This window comes from Streptomyces sp. NPDC090045, from assembly GCF_044747975.1.
GTDB lineage: Bacteria > Actinomycetota > Actinomycetes > Streptomycetales > Streptomycetaceae > Streptomyces.
On the sequence record NZ_JBIVFA010000010.1, the window covers coordinates 251345 to 272615 of the forward strand.

At 72.5% G+C, this 21271-nt stretch carries 20 protein-coding genes and 1 pseudogene; 11 read left to right on the forward strand and 10 right to left on the reverse strand.

The features are described from left to right. Positions 1-154: 154 nt before the first annotated feature. Entirely contained in the window at positions 155-1168 is a 1014-nt protein-coding gene (locus tag ACIPYQ_RS26155) for a Gfo/Idh/MocA family oxidoreductase (protein ID WP_361763025.1), read from the forward strand. Positions 1169-1247: 79 nt separating this feature from the next. On the opposite strand, the gene ACIPYQ_RS26160 is transcribed toward ACIPYQ_RS26155, so the two are convergent. After that, complete coding sequence (locus tag ACIPYQ_RS26160; RefSeq protein ID WP_401255595.1) at positions 1248-2168, reverse strand: DMT family transporter; 921 nt, start codon at positions 2166-2168, stop codon at positions 1248-1250. A gap of 134 nt (positions 2169-2302) precedes the next feature. Between ACIPYQ_RS26160 and ACIPYQ_RS26165 the strand changes: the two genes are divergently transcribed. After that, positions 2303-2671 (forward strand): hypothetical protein, encoded by a 369-nt coding sequence (locus tag ACIPYQ_RS26165; protein WP_401255598.1) that lies wholly within the window; start codon positions 2303-2305, stop codon positions 2669-2671. 6 nt (positions 2672-2677) lie between these two features. Here the strand turns inward: ACIPYQ_RS26165 and ACIPYQ_RS26170 are convergent, their stop codons facing one another. Continuing rightward, positions 2678-3292: a dihydrofolate reductase family protein gene (locus ACIPYQ_RS26170; RefSeq protein ID WP_401255601.1), complete on the reverse strand. Its 615-nt coding sequence runs from the start codon at positions 3290-3292 to the stop codon at positions 2678-2680. Positions 3293-3440: 148 nt separating this feature from the next. On the opposite strand from ACIPYQ_RS26170, the pseudogene ACIPYQ_RS26175 reads away from it, so the two are divergent. After that, a pseudogene (locus tag ACIPYQ_RS26175) lies at positions 3441-3800 on the forward strand (hypothetical protein); the annotation flags it as partial. On the opposite strand, the gene ACIPYQ_RS26180 reads toward ACIPYQ_RS26175, so the two are convergent. From ACIPYQ_RS26180 to allB, 3 genes are all read right to left on the reverse strand, one after another. Beyond that, positions 3748-4224, reverse strand: coding sequence for a pyridoxamine 5'-phosphate oxidase family protein (locus tag ACIPYQ_RS26180; protein ID WP_401255604.1), 477 nt, complete (start codon positions 4222-4224; stop codon positions 3748-3750). The pseudogene ACIPYQ_RS26175 and the gene ACIPYQ_RS26180 sit on opposite strands and share 53 nt — an antisense overlap. Before the next feature lie 187 nt (positions 4225-4411). Continuing rightward, on the reverse strand, positions 4412-5524 hold the full coding sequence (gene alc, locus ACIPYQ_RS26185; protein WP_401255607.1) for an allantoicase: 1113 nt from the start codon (positions 5522-5524) through the stop codon (positions 4412-4414). A 2-nt stretch (positions 5525-5526) separates the two neighbouring features. Further along, positions 5527-6861, reverse strand: a complete 1335-nt coding sequence (allB, locus tag ACIPYQ_RS26190) for an allantoinase AllB (protein WP_401255787.1) — start codon at positions 6859-6861, stop codon at positions 5527-5529. Positions 6862-7198: 337 nt separating this feature from the next. Between allB and ACIPYQ_RS26195 the strand changes: the two genes are divergently transcribed. Beyond that, complete coding sequence (locus tag ACIPYQ_RS26195) at positions 7199-8002, forward strand: IclR family transcriptional regulator (protein ID WP_326587139.1); 804 nt, start codon at positions 7199-7201, stop codon at positions 8000-8002. Between the two features lie 87 nt (positions 8003-8089). Here ACIPYQ_RS26195 and ACIPYQ_RS26200 read toward each other — a convergent pair whose 3' ends face one another. Together ACIPYQ_RS26200 and ACIPYQ_RS26205 are read right to left on the reverse strand one after the other, a co-directional pair. Then, positions 8090-8809, reverse strand: coding sequence for an ABC transporter ATP-binding protein (locus tag ACIPYQ_RS26200; protein ID WP_401255611.1), 720 nt, complete (start codon positions 8807-8809; stop codon positions 8090-8092). Next, entirely contained in the window at positions 8806-9891 is a 1086-nt protein-coding gene (locus tag ACIPYQ_RS26205) for an ABC transporter permease (protein WP_401255614.1), read from the reverse strand. Before ACIPYQ_RS26205 ends, ACIPYQ_RS26200 begins: the two co-directional genes overlap by 4 nt. 134 nt (positions 9892-10025) lie before the next feature. Here ACIPYQ_RS26205 and ACIPYQ_RS26210 point away from each other — a divergent pair, with 134 nt between their 5' ends. From ACIPYQ_RS26210 to ACIPYQ_RS26220, 3 genes are all read left to right on the forward strand, one after another. Then, positions 10026-11243 (forward strand): sensor histidine kinase, encoded by a 1218-nt coding sequence (locus tag ACIPYQ_RS26210; protein WP_401255617.1) that lies wholly within the window; start codon positions 10026-10028, stop codon positions 11241-11243. 2 nt (positions 11244-11245) lie between these two features. Beyond that, positions 11246-11881: a response regulator transcription factor gene (locus ACIPYQ_RS26215; protein ID WP_361762995.1), complete on the forward strand. Its 636-nt coding sequence runs from the start codon at positions 11246-11248 to the stop codon at positions 11879-11881. Between the two features lie 114 nt (positions 11882-11995). After that, positions 11996-12469: a hypothetical protein gene (locus ACIPYQ_RS26220; protein WP_401255621.1), complete on the forward strand. Its 474-nt coding sequence runs from the start codon at positions 11996-11998 to the stop codon at positions 12467-12469. A 9-nt stretch (positions 12470-12478) separates the two neighbouring features. Here ACIPYQ_RS26220 and ACIPYQ_RS26225 read toward each other — a convergent pair whose 3' ends face one another. Beyond that, entirely contained in the window at positions 12479-13966 is a 1488-nt protein-coding gene (locus ACIPYQ_RS26225) for a PLP-dependent aminotransferase family protein (RefSeq protein WP_401255624.1), read from the reverse strand. A gap of 237 nt (positions 13967-14203) precedes the next feature. Between ACIPYQ_RS26225 and ACIPYQ_RS26230 the strand changes: the two genes are divergently transcribed. The 3 genes from ACIPYQ_RS26230 (at position 14204) to ACIPYQ_RS26240 (ending at position 18172) form a co-directional block, all read left to right on the forward strand. Next, positions 14204-14830, forward strand: coding sequence for an NTP transferase domain-containing protein (locus ACIPYQ_RS26230; RefSeq protein WP_401255627.1), 627 nt, complete (start codon positions 14204-14206; stop codon positions 14828-14830). A gap of 251 nt (positions 14831-15081) precedes the next feature. Next, the gene (aceB, locus tag ACIPYQ_RS26235) at positions 15082-16701 is read left to right on the forward strand and encodes a malate synthase A (RefSeq protein WP_361762983.1); all 1620 of its coding nucleotides are present in this window, start codon (positions 15082-15084) and stop codon (positions 16699-16701) included. Positions 16702-16981: 280 nt separating this feature from the next. Next, on the forward strand, positions 16982-18172 hold the full coding sequence (locus ACIPYQ_RS26240; protein WP_401255631.1) for a GDSL-type esterase/lipase family protein: 1191 nt from the start codon (positions 16982-16984) through the stop codon (positions 18170-18172). Between the two features lie 52 nt (positions 18173-18224). Here the strand turns inward: ACIPYQ_RS26240 and ACIPYQ_RS26245 are convergent, their stop codons facing one another. Then, positions 18225-18614 carry a VOC family protein gene (locus ACIPYQ_RS26245; protein WP_401255634.1) on the reverse strand — a complete coding sequence of 130 codons (390 nt, stop codon included), beginning with the start codon at positions 18612-18614 and terminating at the stop codon, positions 18225-18227. Positions 18615-18742: 128 nt separating this feature from the next. On the opposite strand from ACIPYQ_RS26245, the gene ACIPYQ_RS26250 reads away from it, so the two are divergent. Beyond that, complete coding sequence (locus ACIPYQ_RS26250; RefSeq protein ID WP_401255637.1) at positions 18743-19747, forward strand: MTH938/NDUFAF3 family protein; 1005 nt, start codon at positions 18743-18745, stop codon at positions 19745-19747. A 79-nt stretch (positions 19748-19826) separates the two neighbouring features. Here the strand turns inward: ACIPYQ_RS26250 and ACIPYQ_RS26255 are convergent, their stop codons facing one another. After that, positions 19827-21227, reverse strand: a complete 1401-nt coding sequence (locus ACIPYQ_RS26255; RefSeq protein WP_401255640.1) for a nucleobase:cation symporter-2 family protein — start codon at positions 21225-21227, stop codon at positions 19827-19829. Between the last annotated feature and the right edge of the window lie 44 nt (positions 21228-21271).

Sequence of the window (21271 nt, forward strand, 5' to 3'; positions counted from 1 at the left end):
GAGCCGGTCACCAATCCGGTCATTCCGGCTCCATTCCGGTCCAGCCGCTCAGTATCCGCCACAGTCGACCATGAAGGGTCATCGGGGCACGCACGGGCAGGTTGACATGCGCGGGCGGATTGACAGGTTCCGCCGACAGGGTCAGGTTGAGTGCATGCGCATCGGGCTCATCGGAACGGGCCGGATCGGGTCCTTCCACGCCGCCGTACTGGCCCGCCACCCGGAAGCCGGCTCGCTCCTGCTCGCGGACGCCGATCCCGCGCGGGCGGCGCGCCTCGCCGACCGGCTCGGGGCCACCGCCGCGCCCTCGGTGGAGCAGGTCTTCACCTGGGGCGTGGACGCCGTGGTGGTCGCGTCCGCGACCGAGGCGCACGCGGACCTCGTCGTACGTGCGGTGCGCGGCGGGCTGCCGGTGTTCTGCGAGAAACCGCTGGCCCCGGACCTGAACCGGACCCTGGCGGCGCTGCGGGAGGTCGCGGCCGCGGGCGGGCTGCTCCAGGTGGGCTTCATGCGCCGCTTCGACGCGGGCTACGGCACGGCCCGCGAGCTGGTCCGTTCGGGCGCCCTGGGGCGGCTGCACACCGTCCGGACGATGACGGCCGATCCGGCGCCGCCGGCGGCCGCCTACCTGGCGACCTCCGGCGGGCTCTACCGGGACTGCCTGGTGCACGACTTCGACATGGTCCGCTGGGTGACCGGGCACGAGGTGGTCGAGGTGTACGCGGCCGGGTCGGACGCGGGACCCGCCCTGTTCCGGGAAACGGGCGACATCGACACGGCGGCGGCCGTGCTGACGCTGGACGACGGAACCCTGGTCACGGCCACCGGCACGCGGTGCAACGGCGCCGGGTACGACGTGCGGATGGAGCTGGCCGGGGAGCTGGACCAGGTGTCGGTGGGGCTGGACGACCGGACTCCGATCGCCTCCACCGAACCGCACGGCCCGCCCCCGGCGAGCAAGCCGTGGACCGGCTTCCTGGAACGTTTCGCCCCGGCGTACGAGGCCGAGCTGGCGGCCTTCGTCCACTTCGTACGGGGCGAGGCGCCCAACCCGTGCGACGGCCGGGAGGCACTGGCGGCGTTTCGGATCGCGGAAGCCTGCGAGCTCTCGCGCCGGGAGCGGCGCCGGGTCCGCCTGGAGGAACTCCCGGACCTGCCGGTTCTGTAAGCGCACGGGCATTGGGCCACCCTATGGCGGACGATCACCCGTGGCTGCGTCGATTTCCGGACAGGTGCGCGGACCGGGCTCAGGCGGCCGGGGTGACGGCGCGGCGGCCCCACGCGGTGCCGGCGAGCACCAGGGCGGCGCCCGCGTAGCCGAGGGGGCCGAGGTGCTCGCCGCCGATGGTGATGCCGGCGACGGCCGCCCACAGGGGCTCGGTGCCGAGCAGCAGGCCGACCCGGGAGGGCGAGGTGCGGCGCACGGCCCACATCTGCACGAAGAAGGCGAAGAGGGTGCAGAAGACGGAGAGGAAGGCCAGCCCGGCCCACTCCGCGGCCCCGAAACCGGCGGCGGCGGCCCAGGGGCTCGCCCCGGTCCCGGGCACGGCGGCCAGCAGCGCGAAGACGAGTACGGCCACGCCGAGCTGCACGGTGGTCAGGGACAGCGCGTCGGCGTCCTGGACGGCCTCGATCCGGGCCATGAGCAGGACGTGCAGGGTCCGGGCGAGGGCGGCGCCGAGGATGAGCAGGTCGCCGAGGCCCGGCGCGGTGAATCCGGCCCCCTGGGTGAGCAGGACGACACCGGTCACGGAGACGGCCGCGGCCCCGAGGAATCCGGCGGAGGGCGCCCGCCGCCGCACCGCGGCCTCGGCCAGCGGGGTGAAGATCATGGTCAGGCTGATGATCAGCCCGGCGTTGGTGGCGGAGGTGTGGACGACCCCGTAGGTCTCCAGGAGGAAGATCCCGCCGAGTACGAGTCCCAGCAGCCCGGCGGAGCGCAGCTGGGCGGGGCCGAGCGCGCGCAGCCGCGACCACCCGGCCACGACCAGGACGGGCAGGACCAGGGCGAACCGCAGCACGAGCACGGCGATGACCGTGTGCGAGGTGGTGATGCCCTTGGCGGCGAGGTAGCTGCCGCCCCAGACGACGGCGACGGCCAGGACCGGCAGGTCGGCGAGCCAGGCCCGGCGGGGGGCGGCTTCGAGGGCCGGCGAGATCACGGTCATCGGAGGTCTCCAACGTCATGGAAGAGGTGGAGACTACGGCGGCTCGCACGGGTGCAGGGGGCACGCTACCGGAGCCGATCATGCCGGGCGACCTGTTTCCGGACCCCCCGCACGGGACCCGTAGCATCGGGTGCATGGCTGATCTCTACGCCCTGGACCTGGCGTTCGACCTGCTCGACAGCACGCCGGACGACGTGCTCGCGGAGGTGCGGCACCAGCTGACGGGGGACGGACTGCTCTCGACCCGGGGCCCGGCGTGGCGGGTCGGCGGCATGCTCGTCGGCGAGTTCGCGCCGACCGAGCGCGGCGGCTGGGCCCTGACCACCCGCCAGGAGATCCACGAGGAACAGCTCCCGGACCTGGAGGACCTCCTGCTGATCCTGGCCCCCCACGTCCGCCCGCCCGGCCCGGTCGGCCGCATCCGCCACTACGAGCACGAGGCCCCGGACCTGCTGGTCCTGCGCGAGGGCCGCGTGGTCCAGCTCGCCCTGGACCCGCGCTAGCCCGTCTCAGCCGACCGTGCCGAAGGTGGCCCGCCCCGTCGGCCGGTAGGTACGGATGGCGGTTCCGGCCGGCGTGTCACGGGACTGGGTCACCTCGAAGGCGGTCGGCAGCCCACCGGTCGGGAACAGCTTCCGGCCCGCGCCCAGGAACACGGGGAAGACCAGCAGGTTCAGCTCGTCCACGAGGTCCCGGGCCAGCAGCCACTGCGCGAGCTGCCCGCTGCCGTGCACCTGCAGCTCCCCCTCCAGCGCGTCCTTGACCCGGACGATCTCGCTCTGCAGGTACTCCCCGTCGAGCACGGTGGCCGGGCCCCAGGCCGGCTCCTTGAGCGTGGTGGAGGCCACGTACTTCGGCAGCCGGTTCAGGTTGCCCGCGACGGGGTCGGCCGGATCGTCGTGGTGCGGCCAGTACCCGGCGAAGATCTCGTACGTCCGCCGCCCGAGCAGGAACGCCCCGGTCCGCCCGAAGACCTCCCTGACGAACTCCAGCATCCCCTCGTCGGCGAACTGCGCCAGCCATCCGCCGTACTCGAACCCGCCGCTGCGATCCTCCTCCGGGCCACCGGGGGCCTGCATCACGCCGTCGAGGGTCACGAAGGTGGTCAGGGTCAGCTTTCCCATGGCTCTGCGCTCCTAGCTCGGTCGTCCCTACACGAGTGCAGACTTCCGGACCCCCGAAATCTCGTCGCGACGCCACGCACGGCCCCGCGGGAACACGAGGTCGGATTCCCGCCGACGCCATCGGCCCCCCAGCGGCGAGGAGGCCGCGGCCGAGGTGGAACGGGTGCTCGGGGTCAACGTCCGCGGGGTGTTCACCACCACCCCGGCCGCGGCCCCCGCACTGGGGCGGGGCCGGGCGGATCATCACCATCGGCAGCTGCGTCACCCAGCGGGTCCCCGGCCCCGGCGGAACGCTCTACGCATCGTTCACCCGGGGCCGGTGGACACCGGCATGAACCCGGCGGACGGGCCCCACGCGGGGCCGCAGGCCGGGGTGACCGCCCTGGGGCGCTTCGGGACGACGGGTGAGGTGGCCGCCGTGGTGGCCTTGCTGGCCGGGCCCGGGGCAACGTACGTCACGGGATCCAGTGGCCGTCCGTCATCAGCTGACGGCCCGCCATCTCGTTGACCTCGCGCCACGCCTGGATCCATACCGGCGTGATCCGGAAGTACGGGTAGGGCGTGGCGAAGGCGCTCGGGTCGAAGCCCGTGCGGGCCGCGAACGCCTCCCGTACGGCCGGGGCGAGGTCGGCCGCCTCCACCGTCGTCGCGGTGCCCTCCACCAGGACCACGTCCCGGGTGGGGCCGAAGGCCAGGCGGGCGCGGCCGTTGGCGATCAGGTTGCGTGCGGTGGGGTTGGTGCGCTGGGTCGAGACGAGGAAGGTCTCGCCGTCCCGCAGGAAGGAGAGCGGGACCATGCAGGGGACGCCGTCCGCGTCGGCGGTGGCGACCCACACGTCGACGTCGTTCTCGAAGCGGGCCAGGGTGTCCTTGAGCCGCTCCTCGTGGGTGCGCGGCTGCGCGGGGATGGTCGGGATGGTCTGCTCCGTCATGCGGGCCTGCTCCTGTCCGATCCGGCCGGCCCCCGGGCGGGGCCGCCGGGCCCCACTGTGCCGCACCCGCAAGGGAGTTCGTACGGCAGGACGCATGCCGATGGGGCGCACCGCGACGCGGCGCGCCCCATCGAGCCGGGCATGGCCCCGGGAGTGTCGGCTCCCGGGGCGGTCGAACGGGGTGGCGTCAGCCGCCCAGCTCCTGGTGGCGGGCGGCCAGCGCGGCCGCGCCGGTCTCCGTCAGGGAGCCGTACAGGCGAAGGCGGGAGAAGCCGCCGTCCGGGAAGATGTCGATCCGGACGTGCGTGCCGACCGCCGGGGCGTCCAGCACGAAGCGGTGGTTGGTGTCAGGCTGCAGGCGGGTGCGCGGCAGGAACTCCGTCCACTCGCCCTCCTCGCCCGTCTTGACGGAGAGGGAGGCCCAGCCGGCCGAGTTGCCCTTGAGGTACGCGGTGTCGATCTCGACGGCGCGGATCTCGGACTCGGTGACGAGCTGGTAGCGGATCCAGTCGTTGCCGTTGTCGCGGCGGCGCGCGGTCTCCCAGCCGTCGTCCATCTTGCGGGAGCGGCCCGGGTTGATGGTGTTGGTCGGCGGGGAGTAGAAGCGGTTGGACGCGTCCTGGACGGAGCCGCCGTTCTCCAGGGCCACCACGTCGAAGGAGCCGAGCGCGGCGAGCCACTTCGGGTCGGGCAGGACCTCGCCGTAGACGCGCAGGCGGGCGATGCCGCCGTCCGGGTGCTGGTTGACGCGCAGGTGCGTGAAGCGCTGCTCGGTGCTCACCTCGAAGCCGTTGGCCGCGTGGCCGCCGACCGCGGTGCGCGGGACCAGGGTGGTCCACTTCACGTCGTCGCCGAGGAGCTCCTCGGGGGTCGGCGCGCCGTCGACCGAGGTGCCCTCGATGGAGACGGCCTGCGGCATGTTGCCGCGGAAGTGGGCGGTGTCGACGACGATGCCGCGGATGACGCCGGGGGCGCCCAGGCGGACGAGCGCCCAGTCGTGGTCCTCGGCGGTCGGCCAGGGCTGGGTGGCGGACACGCCGCGGCGGCGGCGGGTCTCCCAGCCGTCCATGATCTTGCCCTTGTGGCCGAAGTGCTCGGGGTCGAAGTGCGCGGCCTCGGCGATGAGGAGGTTCTCGCGCTGGGCGAAGAACTCGTCGTTGGCAGCGATGACGCCGGCGCCCAGCTCACGGGCGGCGAGGTTCGCGTACTGGGTGAACGGGAAGTCCGCGGTGCGGTAGTCCGCGTACGGGTCGCCGCCTCCGTACGGGTTCGCGTTGCCGGTGAAAGAAGGAATCGCCACTGTCAGTTCTGCCTTTCGAGGAGGAGGCCCGTGGGCTCGGTCGGGGTGCCGTGGTCGGCGATCTGCGTACCGCGCAGCCAGGTGGACTTCACGACGCCGTGCAGGGTCTTGCCCGCGTACGCCGTGACCCGGTTGCGGTGGTGGAGCTCGGCCGGGTCCACAGTGAACGTTTCTTCGGGGGCGAGCACGGCGAAGTCGGCGTCGCGGCCGGCCTCGATCGCGCCCTTCTGCGCCAGGCCGGCCAGCGCGGCCGGGGCCGCGGACATCCAGCGCACGACGTCCTCCAGGGTCCGGCCGCGGCGGCGCGCCTCGGTCCAGATGGCGGGCAGGCCGAGCTGGAGGGAGGAGATGCCGCCCCACGCGGTGGAGAAGTCGCTCGTCTTCAGGTCCGCGGTGGAGGGCGAGTGGTCGGAGACGATGCAGTCGATGGTGCCGTCGGCGAGCGCGTCCCACAGGAGGTCCTGGTTGGCGGCCTCGCGGATGGGCGGGCAGCACTTGAACTCGCTGGCGCCGTCCGGCACTTCCTCGGCCGTGAGGGTGAGGTAGTGCGGGCAGGACTCGACGGTGATCTTGACGCCCTCGACCTTGGCGGCGGCGATCAGCGGCAGCGCGTCGGAGGAGGACAGGTGCAGTACGTGGACGCGCGCGTTCAGCCGCTTCGCCTGGGCGATCAGGTTGCCGATCGCGGTGTTCTCGGCGTCGCGCGGCCGGGAGGCGAGGAAGTCGGCGTACTTGGGGCCGGGCACGACCGGGGCGGCGTCGAGGTGGTGCGGGTCCTCGGCGTGCACGATCAGCAGGCCGCCGAAGCCGGTGATCTCGGCGAGGGAGGTGGCCAGCTGCTCCTGGTCGAGCTCGGGGAACTCGTCCACGCCGGAGGGCGACAGGAAGCACTTGAAGCCGTAGACGCCGGCGTCGTGCAGCGGCGCCAAGTCCTTGACGTTGTCGGGCAGGGCGCCGCCCCAGAAGCCGACGTCCACGTGCGCCTTGGCGCGGGCGACCTCCTGCTTGACGCGCAGGTTGTCGGTCGTGGTGGTCGGCGGCAGGGAGTTCAGCGGCATGTCGAGGATCGTGGTGATGCCGCCGGCCGCCGCGGCGCGGGTGGCCGTCCAGAAGCCCTCCCACTCGGTGCGGCCGGGGTCGTTCACGTGGACGTGGGTGTCGACCAGGCCGGGGAGCAGGACGTCGTCGCCGAAGTCCTCCAGCCGGGCTCCGGCCGGTACCTCGGCGTCGTGTGCCAGCACGGCCGTGATCTTCCCGCCGGCGACGGCCACCGAGGCGGCGCGCGTCCCCTCGGGGGTGATGACGCGCGTCGAGCGCAGTACCAGTTCCACAGCCACGTCGGCCACCGGAACCTCCCCATCTACTTCCACAGAGCGAAATTCAACGTTCTGTTGACGGAGTCTTCACGGCGATCCCGGAGCAGTCAAGAGCGCCCGGACGGACCACTGACACACCAGGACCGCAATTGGATGTTTCCACAGGATGGAATTAAGATTTCACTATCCAGAATGTAGCTACCACCACCGGGAACTGGGCAGGTAACTTCCCGAGGACGTCCGCCACCAGGACAAACCGCCTCTGACCGGCGGCGACGGCCCAGACCCCAGCACTGGGACCGACGCCGACCGCCGGGTAGGCTGCTCCCTTGCCTGCCAGCACCGAAAGGACCGCGCCGTGCCGACGTCCAGCGCCAGCACCACCGACGCTTCCTCAAAGACCCCTGCCGCCAGCGGTGGCGTCCAGTCCCTTGAGCGCGCCTTCGATCTGCTCGAACGTATGGCCGATGCCGGGGGCGAGGTCGGCCTGAGCGAGCTCTCCGCCGCCAGCGGTCTGCCCCTGCCCACGATCCACCGCCTGATGCGCACCCTGGTCGCGTGCGGTTACGTCCGCCAGCAGCCCAACCGACGGTACTCCCTCGGCCCGCGTCTGATCCGCCTCGGCGAGTCCGCGTCGCGGCTGCTGGGCACCTGGGCCCGCCCCTACCTCGCCCGCCTGGTCGAGGAGACCGGGGAGACGGCGAACATGGCCCTGCTCGACGGGGACGAGATCGTCTACGTCGCCCAGGTGCCGTCCAAGCACTCCATGCGCATGTTCACCGAGGTCGGCCGCCGGGTGCTGCCGCACTCCACCGGCGTGGGCAAGGCGCTCCTGGCCTACACCCCCGCCGACGAGGTACGGGCCCTCCTCGCGCGCACCGGCATGCCGGCGGCGACCGAGAAGACCATCACCACGCCCGAGGGCTTCCTCGACGCGCTGGAGCAGGTCCGCAAGGTGGGCTACGCGGTCGACGACAACGAGCAGGAGATAGGAGTCCGCTGCCTCGCCGTGTCGGTGCCGAACTCGCCGACCGCCGCCGCGATCTCCATCTCCGGCCCGGCGGGCCGGGTCACCGAGGCCGTGGCCGAGTCCTTCGTGCCGATCCTGCAAGGCGTCGCCGCCGAGCTGTCGGTGGCCCTGTCCAACCAGACCCCGGCCTAGGCGGTACGCGCCCGCGCGTAAAGGCCCCGGCCGTCCCTCGGAGCGAGGGACGGCCGGGGCCTTCGCGTACGTGCCCCCACGGGCCGCTCAGGAGGCCCGTACGCCGCTCAGCACGCCGGGACCGGTGCCCGGCTCCGGGCTCTGCGTCAGGCGGCCGTCGGCCATCGTCGCCGTACGGTCCATCCGCTCCAGGTGGGCGTGGTCGTGGGTGACCACCACCGTGGCGGTGGAGCGCTCGCGGGTCAGGGTGACCAGCAGGTCGAGCACGGCGGCGCCGCGCTCGTGGTCCAGGGCGCTGGTCGGCTCGTCGACCAGCAGCACCGCGGGCTCGTTCATCAGGGCGCGGGCTATGTTGATCCGCTGGCGCTGGCCGCCGGAGAGCTGGTGCGGCCTCTTGTCGGCCTTGTCCGCCAGGCCCACCGCGTCCAGCAGCTCCAGCGCGCGGCGGCGCAGGGCCTTGGCGGGCCGGCCGGAGAGGTGCGCCATGACCTGGAGCTGTTCGGCGGCGGTCAGCGAGGCCAGCAGGTTCGGCTGCTGGAAGACGATGCCGATCTTCTCCCGGCGCAGGGCCGACTTCTCGGCGGCGCCGAGCCCCGCCGTGTCCTGGCCTGCGACGACGACCCGGCCGGAGTCCGGGGTGACCAGGGTGGCGGCGACCGCGAGCAGGCTGGACTTGCCGGATCCGGAGGGTCCGATCACCGCGGTCAGGGTGCCGGCGGGCACCTCCAGAGCGACCGCGTCGAGGGCGGTCAGCCGGCTCTCGCCGTCGGGGTAGGTGAGCGTGACGTCGTGGACGAGCAGGGTCATCGGGCGCTCCCGAGGGCGGTCAGCGGGTCGACGGCGGTGATCCGCCGGATGGACAGGGCCGCGCCCAGCGCGCCGAGCACGATCATGATCGCGGCGGGGACGAGCACCGTGGCGGCGTCGAGCACGAAGGGCACGTTCCCGCCGCTGATCAGCGCGCCGAAGGCGGCGGCCAGCGCGGTGCCCAGTCCGGTGCCGATGGCGAGCATCACCACGGCCTGGCCGAGGGCGTCCTTCAGCAGGTACGGGGTGGAGGCACCCAGTGCCTTCAGGACGGCGATGTCGCCGCTGCGCTGGATCGTCCACACCGTGAAGAAGGCCCCTATCACCAGGGCGGAGATGACGAAGAGGAAGCCGCGCATCAGCTGGAGCGAACCGTTCTCGGCCTGGTACGAGCCTATGGCGCCCAGGGCCTCGTCGACGGTCTGGGCCCTGGTCGCGGCGGCCCCGTCGGCGGCCGCGAGGTCGATGCCGCTGCCGGAGACGGCGACGACGGTGGCGAGGGTGTCGATGGAGGTGCCGGGGTTGCCGATGCGCTGCCAGTCGTTGAGGTCCATCCAGACGACCGGGGTGTGGCTGTAGGCGGCGGTTCCGGAGACGGCGGCCACGGTCAGCTCGAGCGGGCCGATCTTGAGCTTGGCGCCGGCGGTGAGGCCGCCGAGCTCCTTCGCGGCCTTCTCGGCGAGGACCACCTGTCCCTGGGTGAGGCCGGTGCGCTGCGGCCCGAGCCGTCCGGCGGGGTCCACGCCGAAGACCGAGACGGCGGCGGTGCGCTCACCCGAGACGGCGTTGGTGGTGCGGATGCCGAGCGGCTCCGCCGAGGTCACCCCGGGCTGCTTGCGCCAGGCCAGCCAGGCGGACTCGGGGACCTGGGAGTTGGTGAAGGACACCTTCTGGTCCCCGGCGGGCGCGGCGAAGGCCAGGTGCGAGGCGGGCAGGCCGGTGATGGCCGAGATGTTCTCCCGGGCCAGGCCGGAGGTGAGCCCGGACAGCAGGCCGACCAGCAGCGTGATCAGCAGGACGACCGAGCCCATCAGGGCGAAGCGTCCCTTGGCGAACCGTAGATCTCTCCATGCGACGAACATGTTCCCCACCCTGGTGTTCCGCGTGGACACAAGGCATCGCGCCACAGTAGAGATCCTCGTATCGAAGGGCGCACGGGTACATCAAACTTTCGGTTGACCGGGGCCGGCCGGGCCCGACTTACGCTGGTCCGGTCATGACTGCTGCCACCGCCCCGCTTCCCACCGCCCCCCTTCCCTCCGTTTCCCGCGCCCTCACCCCCGTGTCGAAAGTGCTGCGGCTGTGCCTGCACGCGCTGCTCTTCGGGCTGCTCGCGCTCGCCGCCGGCCGGGCCGTGGCCGACTCCGCGCCCCGGGCCGGCTGGGTGATCGCCGCCTGCGCGGTACTGGCCGCCTTCTACGCGGCCGGCGTACGGGCCCCCGCCGTGCACAGCTCGCCGCGCGCCGGGGCGGTGTGGCTGGCCGGGCTCGGCGCGGCCTGGGCGGCGCTGCTGGCGGTCTCCCCCGACGGGCTGTGGATCGCCTTCCCGCTGTACTTCCTGGAGCTGCACCTGCTGCGGCTGCGCTGGGGCGTCGCGGCCGTCGCGGTGACCGCCTGCGCGGCCATCGGCGGGTTCCTCGCGCACAGCAGCACGGCGACCCCGGGGGCCTTCCTGGGGCCGCTGCTGGGCGGGGCGGTGGCGGTGGCGACCGTGCTGGGCTACCAGGCGCTGTACCGCGAGAGCGAGCGCCGTCGCGAGCTGATCGAGGAGCTCATCACCACCCGGGCCGAGCTGGCCGCGGCCGAGCGGGGCGCCGGGATCCTGGCCGAGCGGGAGCGGCTCGCCCGGGAGATCCACGACACCCTCGCCCAGGGGCTGTCCTCCATCCAGCTGCTGCTGCGGGCCGCCGAGCGGGCGCTGCCGGAGGAGGCCCCGGCGCTGGAACACATCGCCCGGGCCCGGGAGGCCGCGCAGGAGAACCTCGCCGAGGCGCGCCGCTTCGTACGGGCCCTGACCCCGCCGGACCTGGAGCACGGGTCGCTCGCCGCCGCGCTGGAGCGGCTGTGCGCGGGGGTGCCGGGGCCGCGGGTGCGGTTCTCGCTGACCGGCAGCCCGCGGGTGCTGCCCACCCCGTACGAGGTGGCCCTGCTGCGGATCGCGCAGTCGGCGCTGGCCAATGTGGTGCGGCACGCGCGGGCCGGGCGCGCCGAGATCACCCTGACCTTCATGGACGCCTCGGTCACGCTGGACATCGTCGACGACGGCCACGGCTTCGACCCTTCCTCGGCCGCGTCGGGCTCCGGTGACGGCGGCTTCGGGCTGCCCGCGATGCGCTCGCGCGCCGAGACGCTGGGCGGGCTGTTCACCGTGGAGTCCGCCCCGGGCCAGGGCACCGCCGTGGCCGTCACCCTGCCGCTGCCCCTGGAGGCCTGACGATGACCATCCGGCTGCTGCTCGCCGACGATCATCCGGTGGTCCGGGCGGGGCTGCGCGCGGTCCTGGACACCGAGGCGGACTTCGCGGTGGTGGCCGAGGCCGCGACCGCCGAGCGGGCGGTGGAGCTGGCCGCGTCCGAGCCGGTGGACGTGGTGCTGATGGACCTCCAGTTCGGGCCCGGCCCCGGCATGCACGGCTCCGAGGCGACGGCCCTGATCACCGCCCGCCCGGGCTCCCCCCGGGTGCTGGTCCTGACCACGTACGACACGGACGCGGACATCCTGGCGGCGGTGGAGGCGGGCGCCTCGGGCTACCTGCTCAAGGACGCCCCGCCGGAGGAACTGGCGGCGGCGGTGCGCACGGCCGCCGCGGGCCAGTCGGCACTCGCCCCGGCGGTGGCGCTGCGGCTGATGGACCGGATGCGGACCCCGGCGGAGGCGCTGACGAAGCGGGAGCTGGAGGTGCTGCAGCTGGTCGCGGACGGCCTGTCCAACCAGCAGATCTCGAAGAAGCTCTTCCTCAGCCAGGCCACGGTCAAGTCCCACCTGGTGCACGTCTACGCCAAGCTCGGCGTCGACTCCCGCACCTCGGCGGTCGCGGCGGCCGCCACCCGCCGGCTGATCCGCACGCCGTAGGTCCGGCAGGGGGGCCAGCCCCCGGGCGGACACACCAGGCCACCGGCGCGTGCGGGACCCGGGTCCGGCGCGAGCATCGGGGTGTCGAGACCCCGTCTGGAAAGCGAGCCTCCCATGTCTGCCACGTCCGCCGCCGCGCACCGTTCCCCACGGCACCGGAACCCCGGCCGGCCGGCCGCTCCCGTCCGGGCCGCCTTCGCACTGTGGGTCACGGCCGTGGCCGCCGGCGCCTTCGAGACCGCCCTGATGGTCGGCCGGGATCCGGCCGAGGGGTTCGGCGTGGGCCTGGCGGTGCGGCTGGCCGTGTTCACCGCCGCCGTGCTGGTCGCCGTACGGATGCGCCGCGGGGCCGGCTGGGCCCGGATCGCCCTGGCCATCGGCCTCGGCGTCCTCGGCACCGCCTCGCTGGTCGTCGAACCGCTCGGATTCCTCCTCGACGGCGGATCGCTCGCCGACGCGCTCGCCCGGGCGGACGCCCTGGAATGGGTCTTCGGCGTCAGCCGGACCGTCCACTTGGCGGCCGTCCTGACGGCGGTGGCCCTGATGTTCCGCCCGGCGGCGAACGCGTTCTTCCGCGAGCGGGCGTAGCGCGGGGTACTACGCCACCCAGTGCGGGCGTTCCACCGCCGACTGCAGCGGGACCCCGTCGTGGAAGGCGCTCGCGAGGCGGCGGACGCCCTCGTCCAGGCGGTCGGCGGAGAGCGTGTACGGGATCCGGAGGCGGTGTTCGAAGGTGCCCGGGTCCACGCCGAACCGGGCGCCCCGGCCGATGTGCACGCCGGCGGCCGCGGCCCGCTCGGCCAGGGCGGAGCTGACCGCCTCGCCCAGGTCGACCCAGAGCGAGAGCCCGCCCGGCGGGATCCGCCAGGACCATTCCGGCGTGTGCCGCTGGAGCGCCTGCACCAGGGCCTCGCGCTGGATCCGCAGCTGCGCGAGCCGTGCGGGCAGGGTCCGGTCCATGGCGTCCATCAGCGGGAGCGCGACCAGCTGGTCGAGGACCGAGCCGGTCATGTCGGCCGAAACCCGTACGGCCGTCAGCTCGGCGATCATCTTCGCGCCGGCCCGGATCCAGCCCACGCGCAGGCCGCCCCAGTGCGTCTTGCTGAGCGAGCCGATGGTGACCACGTGGTCCGCGCCGCCGCGCGGCGCGAGGGAGGCCAGCGGCGGGGGCGCGGGCACGTCCAGCGCGATGTCCGCGATGGTCTCGTCGACGACGACCCAGGTCCCGGTCGCACGGGTCGCCGCGAGGAGCCGCAGCCGCTGCTCCGGCGGCATCAGCGCGCCCGTCGGGTTGTGGAAGTCGGGGATGACGTACGCCATCCTCGGCACGGTCTGGCGCAGGGTGGACTCGGCGATCTCCATGTCCCAGCCCGTGTCGGAGACGGCGATGGAACCGGTGCGCAGCCGTGCGCGGCGCAGCGCGTCGAGGGCGTTGGCGTAGGTCGGGTTCTCGGTCACGACCCGGTCCCCGGCCCGGCAGAGCAGGCTGACGACCAGGCTGAAGGCCTGCTGGGCGCCGGACGTGAGCAGGATCTGCTCGGGTCGCGTGGGCAGGCCGCGCCGGGTGAACCGCTCGGCGACGGCCGTGCGCAGGTCGGGCAGGCCGAACGGGTGGTAGCCGGGGCTGCGGGCGAGCCGGGGCAGGCGCGGGGCGGCCCAGGCGAAGGCCTCGGCGAGGCTGCCCTCGGGGGCGCCCATGGCGGCGATGGCGAGGTCGATGCCGGGCTCGCCGTCGGCGCTGTAGCCGCCGGCGCCGACGAGGGCATGGGCTCCGACCGGACGGTGGCCGTCGGGGAGTTCGGTCCAGGTGCCGGAGCCGCGCCGGCTGCGGACGTAGCCGCTCTCGCGCAGCAGGTCGTAGGCGCCGGTGACGGTGGCCCGGCTGGCGCCGACGGCCTCCGCGAGCTCGCGTTCGGCGGGCAGCCGCACGTGCAGGGCGATCCGGCCGTCGAGGATCAGCGTGCGGACGGCGTCGGCGAGCGCCCGGTAGCCGGGGCGGGCCAGGACCTCCGCGGGCAGCAGGGCGGCGAGCTGCCGGCTGCCGATCGTTCTGTCCGCTGTCTGGACCACTCGCCCGTTTGCCATGCCAACCTCCCCTGATTGGCTCTGACGGCCAGGCCAATCGAGGACCAGACTCGCCGTATTGGCCCTCGATTGGCAAGGAGAAGCCCAGATGCTGACCGACCGTGACGAACGTGCCCTGCTGGCCGCCGCCGAGAACCGGGTCGCCCGGCCGCTGCGCGTCGGGGCCGCGCTGGACTCCGTACGGCGCACGCTGGCGCGGCGCTCACGGGATCGCGTACAGGAGCGAGAATCGGTGGCATGTCAGCCAACTCCCCCTTCGACGACTCCACCTCCGATTCACCCGTGATCGCGGGCCTGCTCCTGGCGGCCGGCGGCGGCCGCCGGCTCGGCGGGCGGCCCAAGGCCCTGCTCCCCTACCGCGGCCGCCCGCTGGTCGAGAACGCCGTACGGGTCCTGCGCGAGGCGGGCTGCGGCCCGGTGCACGTGGTGCTCGGCGCCTCGGCGTCCGAGGTCCGCGAGCGGGCCGACCTGGCCGGCTGCGTGGTCGTGGACAACCCGGACTGGGCGGAGGGGATGGGCTCCTCCCTGCGGGTCGGCCTCACCTCGCTGGCCGGGACGGGCGCCCGCGCGGCCCTGGTCTCCCTGGTGGACCAGCCGGGCATCGGCCCGGCGGCCGTGGCCCGGGTCCGGGAGGCCTACCGCTCCCCCGCGAGCCTGGTGGCGGCGGCGTACGACGGGGAGCGCGGCCACCCGGTGCTGTTCGGGGCGGACCGCTGGGCGGACATCGCGGCCACGGCGACGGGCGACAAGGGCGCGCGGGTGCACCTTGCGCGACATGCCGGAGAGCTCATGCTGGTGGAGTGCTCGGACATCGCGGAGGCCTTCGACATCGACACCCCGCCCGACCTGGTGCGTCTCCTCTGAGCACGGCGTGACGGCGATGGCACTGAGGGCCACCGGAGAGTGGAATCTGTCGACTCAGAGAATCTCGACATCAACAAACCATTGAACTTCCACCATGAGGAAATTACTATCCACTGGTCAGAAGCGCCCTGAACCCACAGACGGCGCCCGCGACCGTATTCCGGAACTCTCCACACCCGACGGCACTGCGTGCCGTCTCGCGCGAGCATTCCCCGCGGCCGCCAGGCACCGCCGCTGAAGGAGTGACAGATATGTCCGCACCAGCGCCGTCCCCGCTGGCCATCGTCGACGCCGAGCCCCTGCCCCGGCAGGACGAAGTCCTCACCGAAGCGGCCCTCGCCTTCGTGGCCGAGCTCCACCGGCGGTTCGCCCCCCGCCGCGCCGAGCTCCTCGCCCGCCGCGCCGAGCGCCGTGCCGAGATCGCCCGGACCTCCACCCTCGACTTCCTCCCGGACACCGCACAGGTCCGCGAGGGCGACTGGAAGGTGGCGCCGGCCCCGGCCGCGCTGAACGACCGTCGTGTGGAGATCACCGGTCCGACGGACCGCAAGATGACCATCAACGCCCTGAACTCGGGCGCCAAGGTCTGGCTCGCCGACTTCGAGGACGCCTCCGCTCCCACCTGGGAGAACGTCGTCCTCGGCCAGCTCAACCTCATCGACGCCTACGAGCGCCGCATCGACTTCACCGACCCGCGCACGGGCAAGGCCTACGCCCTGAAGCCCGCCGACCAGCTCGCCACCGTCGTGATGCGGCCGCGCGGCTGGCACCTGGAGGAGCGCCACCTGCGGTTCGAGGGCGGCCCGGCCTCCGGCTCGCTCGTGGACTTCGGCCTCTACTTCTTCCACAACGCGAAGCGCCTGATCGACCTCGGCAAGGGCCCGTACTTCTACCTGCCGAAGACGGAGTCGCACCTGGAGGCCCGCCTCTGGAACGAGATCTTCGTCTTCGCCCAGGACTACGTCGGCATCCCGCAGGGCACGGTCCGCGCGACCGTCCTCATCGAGACGATCACCGCCGCGTACGAGATGGAGGAGATCCTCTTCGAGCTGAAGGACCACGCGGCCGGCCTGAACGCGGGCCGCTGGGACTACCTCTTTTCCATCGTGAAGAACTTCCGCGACGGCGGCGAGAAGTTCGTCCTGCCGGACCGCAACGCGGTGACGATGACCGCCCCGTTCATGCGGGCGTACACCGAACTGCTGGTCCGCACCTGCCACAAGCGCGGCGCGCACGCCATCGGCGGCATGGCGGCCTTCATCCCGTCCCGCAAGGACGCCGAGGTCAACAAGGTCGCCTTCGAGAAGGTCAAGGCCGACAAGGACCGCGAGGCCGGCGACGGCTTCGACGGCTCCTGGGTCGCCCACCCTGACCTGGTGCCGATCGCGATGGCCTCCTTCGACGCCGTGCTCGGCGAGAAGCCGAACCAGAAGGACCGGCTGCGCGAGGACGTCTCGGTGGCCCCGGGCGAGCTCATCGCGATCGACTCCCTGGACGCCAGGCCGACGTACGAGGGCCTGCGCAACGCGGTCCAGGTCGGCATCCGTTACATCGAGGCGTGGCTGCGGGGCCTCGGCGCCGTCGGCATCTTCGGCCTGATGGAGGACGCGGCCACCGCGGAGATCTCCCGCTCGCAGATCTGGCAGTGGATCAACGCAGGCGTCGTGTTCGAGAACGGCGAGACGGCCACGGCCGACCTGACCCGCAAGATCGCGGCCGAGGAACTGGCCGCCATCCGCGCCGAGGTCGGCGAGGAGGCCTTCGCGGCCGGCAAGTGGCAGCAGGCCCACGACCTCCTGCTCCAGGTCTCCCTGGACGCGGACTACGCGGACTTCCTGACCCTTCCCGCCTACGACCAGCTGGTCGGCTGATCCCCGGATCCGGCTGAAACGCACAGCGGCCGAACCCGCCGGCTCCGCCCCCGTCGCCTTCACGGCGCGGGGGCGGAGCCGTTTGCGTTCCACAACAGGAGGAATGAACTCCCGAACGACCGATCGGTTGTTACTTGTTCGTAACTTCCCTGTACCTAGCGGTAACAAGTGGGCCCGTGTCACCTTTCCGATGCCACCGGCCGGCGGTACCCCCACTTTCCCAGCCACGCAACGGAGTCGTTGCCGACTTCGGCATGGCCGAAAACGCAGGAGTTCCGCAGTGATCGGATTCCGCAACGTCAGCAAGGACCGGGACCGCCGTCGGGTGCGACGACTGGCCGGTGCCGGACTGGTCCTGCCGCTCGCCGCCGGCGCGCTCGTGGCCGGCGGCGCCGGTACCTCCGCGGCCAGTCCCGGCACCGGACCCACCGCCGTGGTGTCCATGGGCGACAGCTACATCTCCGGCGAGGCCGGGCGCTGGAAGGGCAACACCCTCACCAACACCGGGAGCAGGAACGGGACCGACCGGGGCTGGGTCAGCGGCAGCACCTACGATCCCGGCAAGGTCTACGGGACCACCGCCGGCGGGTGTCACCGCTCCGACTCCGCCGAGGTGCGCAGCGCCGGGCCGATCGCCGACGTCGCCGTGAACCTGGCCTGTTCCGGGGCGGTTTCCGACAACGTGTTCCGCGCCTCCAACGGCGGGGTCGCCTTCAAGGGCGAGGCGCCCCAGGCGGACCAGCTGGCCGCGGTGGCCGCGAGCCACGACGTCAAGGTCATCGCCCTGTCCATCGGCGGGAACGACCTGGGCTTCGCCGACATCATCAAGGACTGCGCGCTCGACTTCGTCATCTGGAACTCGTACTGCTACGACGACCAGCAGTACGGGGTCGACCAGAAGATCGACGCGGTCATGGGCAAGGTCGGCAAGTCCGTGGACGAGGTGCGGGCCGTGATGCGCGCGGCCGGGTACGCCGACTCCTCGTACCGGATCGTGCTGCAGTCCTACCCGTCGCCGATCCCGCGGGGCGCGGAGAACCGGTACACCCAGAGCGACTGGAGCCGGCTCAACACGGGCGGCTGCCCCTTCTGGAACCGGGACTCGGACTGGGCGCGGGATTCGCTGGTGCCGCAGATAGCCAACCGGATCAAGGCGGTCGCGGCGGCCAAGGGCGTGCAGTTCCTGGACCTGCGGGACATGATGCAGGGCCGTGAGGTGTGCGCGAAGGCCAGCAAGCAGGTGACCTCCACGGTGCCGGCCTCGGCGAAGACCAGCGAGTGGGCGCGCTGGATCGACAACAACGAGTCGCAGGGCCTGATCCAGGAGTCCATGCACCCGAACTACTTCGGCCAGCTGGCGGCCGGACGCTGCCTCGCCCTGGTCGTCGCCCAGCCCGCGAGCTCCGGCTTCAGCTGCAAGAACACCGCGGGCGGGGACCAGACCGGGATGTTCCTGACCCCGGCCTCCTAGGGCCGGTGAACGGGCGTACGCGGCCCTGCCGGCGGGCAGGGCCGCGTACACCTCAGGGGCCGCCACCGTTCAGCACGGACAGGATGTTGCCCGCCGGGTCCTTGAACCATGCGATGGTGGGCATGCCCTCGTCGCCGTGCACGATGCCCTTGGCGTCCGCCTCGAAGCCCTCGTAGCGCTCGAACGCGACACCGCGGGCGGTCAGCTCGTCGACGGCCCGTTCGACGTCGTCCACGGGGAAGTTCAAGATCGTGTAGGTCGCGGGCCGGTGGTCCTCCTTCGGGTAGACCATGATCGTGGTGCCGCCCGCGAGGTCCAGGCGGAGGAGGCCCATCTCCTCGTCCTGCGAGACATTCAGGCCGAGGGTCGAGCCGTAGAACTCCTTGGCCTGCTCCAGGTCGTCGACCGCGAATCCGCTGAATGCCCTGCTGTTTTCGAACATGGCCGTTCCTTCGGTCCGGGGCACCCCGCTTCCCATGGTCCCTCCGGTACGGCCGGGCGTCGATTCCGCGCACCCGGCCCCCGGAAAACGGGGTGATCGCCGCGCGGGGTGGTGGCATCCTCGGGCGCATGGCAGCCCGCACCGCACGTCCCAGCCTGTACATCTCCGTCGACATCGAGGCCGACGGACCCATTCCCGGCCCGTATTCGATGATCAGTTTCGGGGCCGCGGTCGCGGGCCGGCAGGACGGGGCTTCGTATACGGCCGCTGATCCCGAACGGCAGACCTTCTACCGCGAGTTGCGTCCCATCAGCGAGGAGTTCGTGCCCGAGGCACTCGCGGTGAGCGGGCTGGACCGCGACCGGCTCATCCGGGAGGGCACCGATCCGGCGGCGGCCATGGACGCGTTCCGCACCTGGGTGCGGAAGGTGTCCGCCGAGGCCGGGGCGCAGCCGGTGATGTGCGGCTACCCGGCCCCCTTCGACTGGACCTTCCTGTACTGGTACCTGATGCGGTTCGGCGGGGACAGCCCGTTCGGCCACTCCGGCTGCCTGGACATGAAGACCCTCTACGCGACGAAGGCCCGGGTGCCGCTGCGCGCCGCGGTCAAGGGCCGGATGCCCCGCGAACTGCTGTCGCGGCGCCGCCACACGCACCACGCCCTGGACGACGCGATCGAACAGGCCGAGCTGATGAGCAACCTGATGCGGTGGACTCCCCCGGTGCCAGAGCCGGTGCCGGTGCCAGAGCCGGTGCCGACCCCGGACGCGGAGCGCTCCCCGCGCATCACGCACCTCTCGTGGGGCCGGATCGAGGCCGAAGGGCTCCCCCCCGGCAAGGACTTCAGGCTCTACCCGGGCGGCGGCCGCCCCTGGGACTGGTCCGAGCACGGCACGCGGCACGAGCCCGGCATCCAGCCGCAGGAGGTGCACGAGTTCCTCGGCCTGGGGGTGACCGCGGTGGTGCTCGGCCGGGGCATGGACGAGCGCCTCGGGATCGCCCCGCAGACCCTGGAGGCGCTCCGGGCGGCCGGGATCGAGGTGCACGTGGCGGAGACGACCGCAGCCGTGGAGGTCTACAACCGGCTGGCCGCCACCGAGCGGGTCGCCGGGCTCTTCCACTCGACCTGCTGACCGGGCCCGCGAACGGCGGTGCGCACGTCACGCCCGCAGTGGGTGACGTGCGCACCGCCGTTCGGCCCGGCAGCGCCGGTCAGTGCACCGGTACCGGATCCGGCGCGGCCCCCGAGGCCGCGCCCTTCCTGGCGCCGAGGTGGTTGAAGGCCAGGTTCAGCAGGATGGCCACGACGCATCCGGTGCTGATGCCGGAGTCGAGGACGACCAGCAGGTCCTTCGGGAAGGCGTGGTAGAACTCCGGCGCGGCGATCGGGATCAGGCCGATGCCCACGGAGGCGGCGACGATCAGGGCGTTCTCGCCCTTCTCCATGGCCGCGCCGGCCAGGGTCTGGATGCCGCTGGCCGCGACCGACCCGAAGAGGACGATGCCGGCGCCGCCGAGGACCGGCAGCGGGACCACTCCGATGACGGAGGCCGCCATCGGGCACAGGCCCAGCAGGATCAGGATGCCGCCGCCCGCCGCGACCACGAACCGGCTGCGGACCTTGGTCATGGCGACCAGCCCGATGTTCTGGGCGAAGGCGCTGCACATGAAGCCGTTGAAGAGCGGGCTGATCGCGCTGCCGAGGGTGTCGGCGCGCAGGCCGCCCTCGATGGTCCTCGCGTCCGCCGGGCGGCCGACGATCTTGCCGAGGGCCAGGATGTCGGCGGTGGACTCGGTCATGCAGACGAGCATGACGATGCACATGGAGATGATCGCGGCGACCTGGAACTGCGGGGCGCCGAAGTGGAACGGGGTCGGGAAGCCCACCACGGACGCGTTCCTGACGGCGTCGAAGCTGGTCATGCCGAGCGGGAGGGCGATGAGCGTGCCCGCGACCAGGCCGAGCAGGATGGAGATCTGCTGGAGGAAGCCGCGCAGGAACTTGCGCATCAGCAGGACGATGACCAGGGTGACGGCGGCCATGCCGATGTTCTTCATCGAGCCGTAGTCGGGGGCGGTGCTGTTCCCGCCCTGCGACCAGTTGAAGGCCACGGGCAGGAGCGAGACGCCGATGAGGGTGATGACCGTGCCCGTCACGACCGGCGGGAAGAAGCGGACGAGTTTGCCGAAGTAGGGGGCGGCGAAGAAGCCGAGGATTCCGGCGACGATGATCGCGCCGAAGATGACGGGGATGGCGTTGTCCCCCTCCCCCTTGCCGATCGCGATCATCGGGGTCACACCGGCGAAGGAAACACCGTTGACGAAGGGGAGTTTGGCGCCGATCTTCCAGAACCCGAGGGTCTGGAGGAGGGTGGCGAGGCCGGCGGTGAAGAGCGAGGCGCCCATCAGGAAGGCGGTCTCGGTGGCGGACAGCCCCACGGCAGGGCCGACGATCATGGGCGGGGCGACGACACCCGCGTACATGGCGGCCACGTGCTGGAGACCGCTGGTGAACATTTTCAGCGGAGGCAGGGTCTCGTCGACCGGGTGTTTCTCCCCGGAGACCTGCGGTACGGCGACTGCGTCTTTGCGAAACCTGGGCATTGCGGCCACGGCTTCCTCCGGTCGGGTAACACGTCGGCAGGGACGTGGGTGTC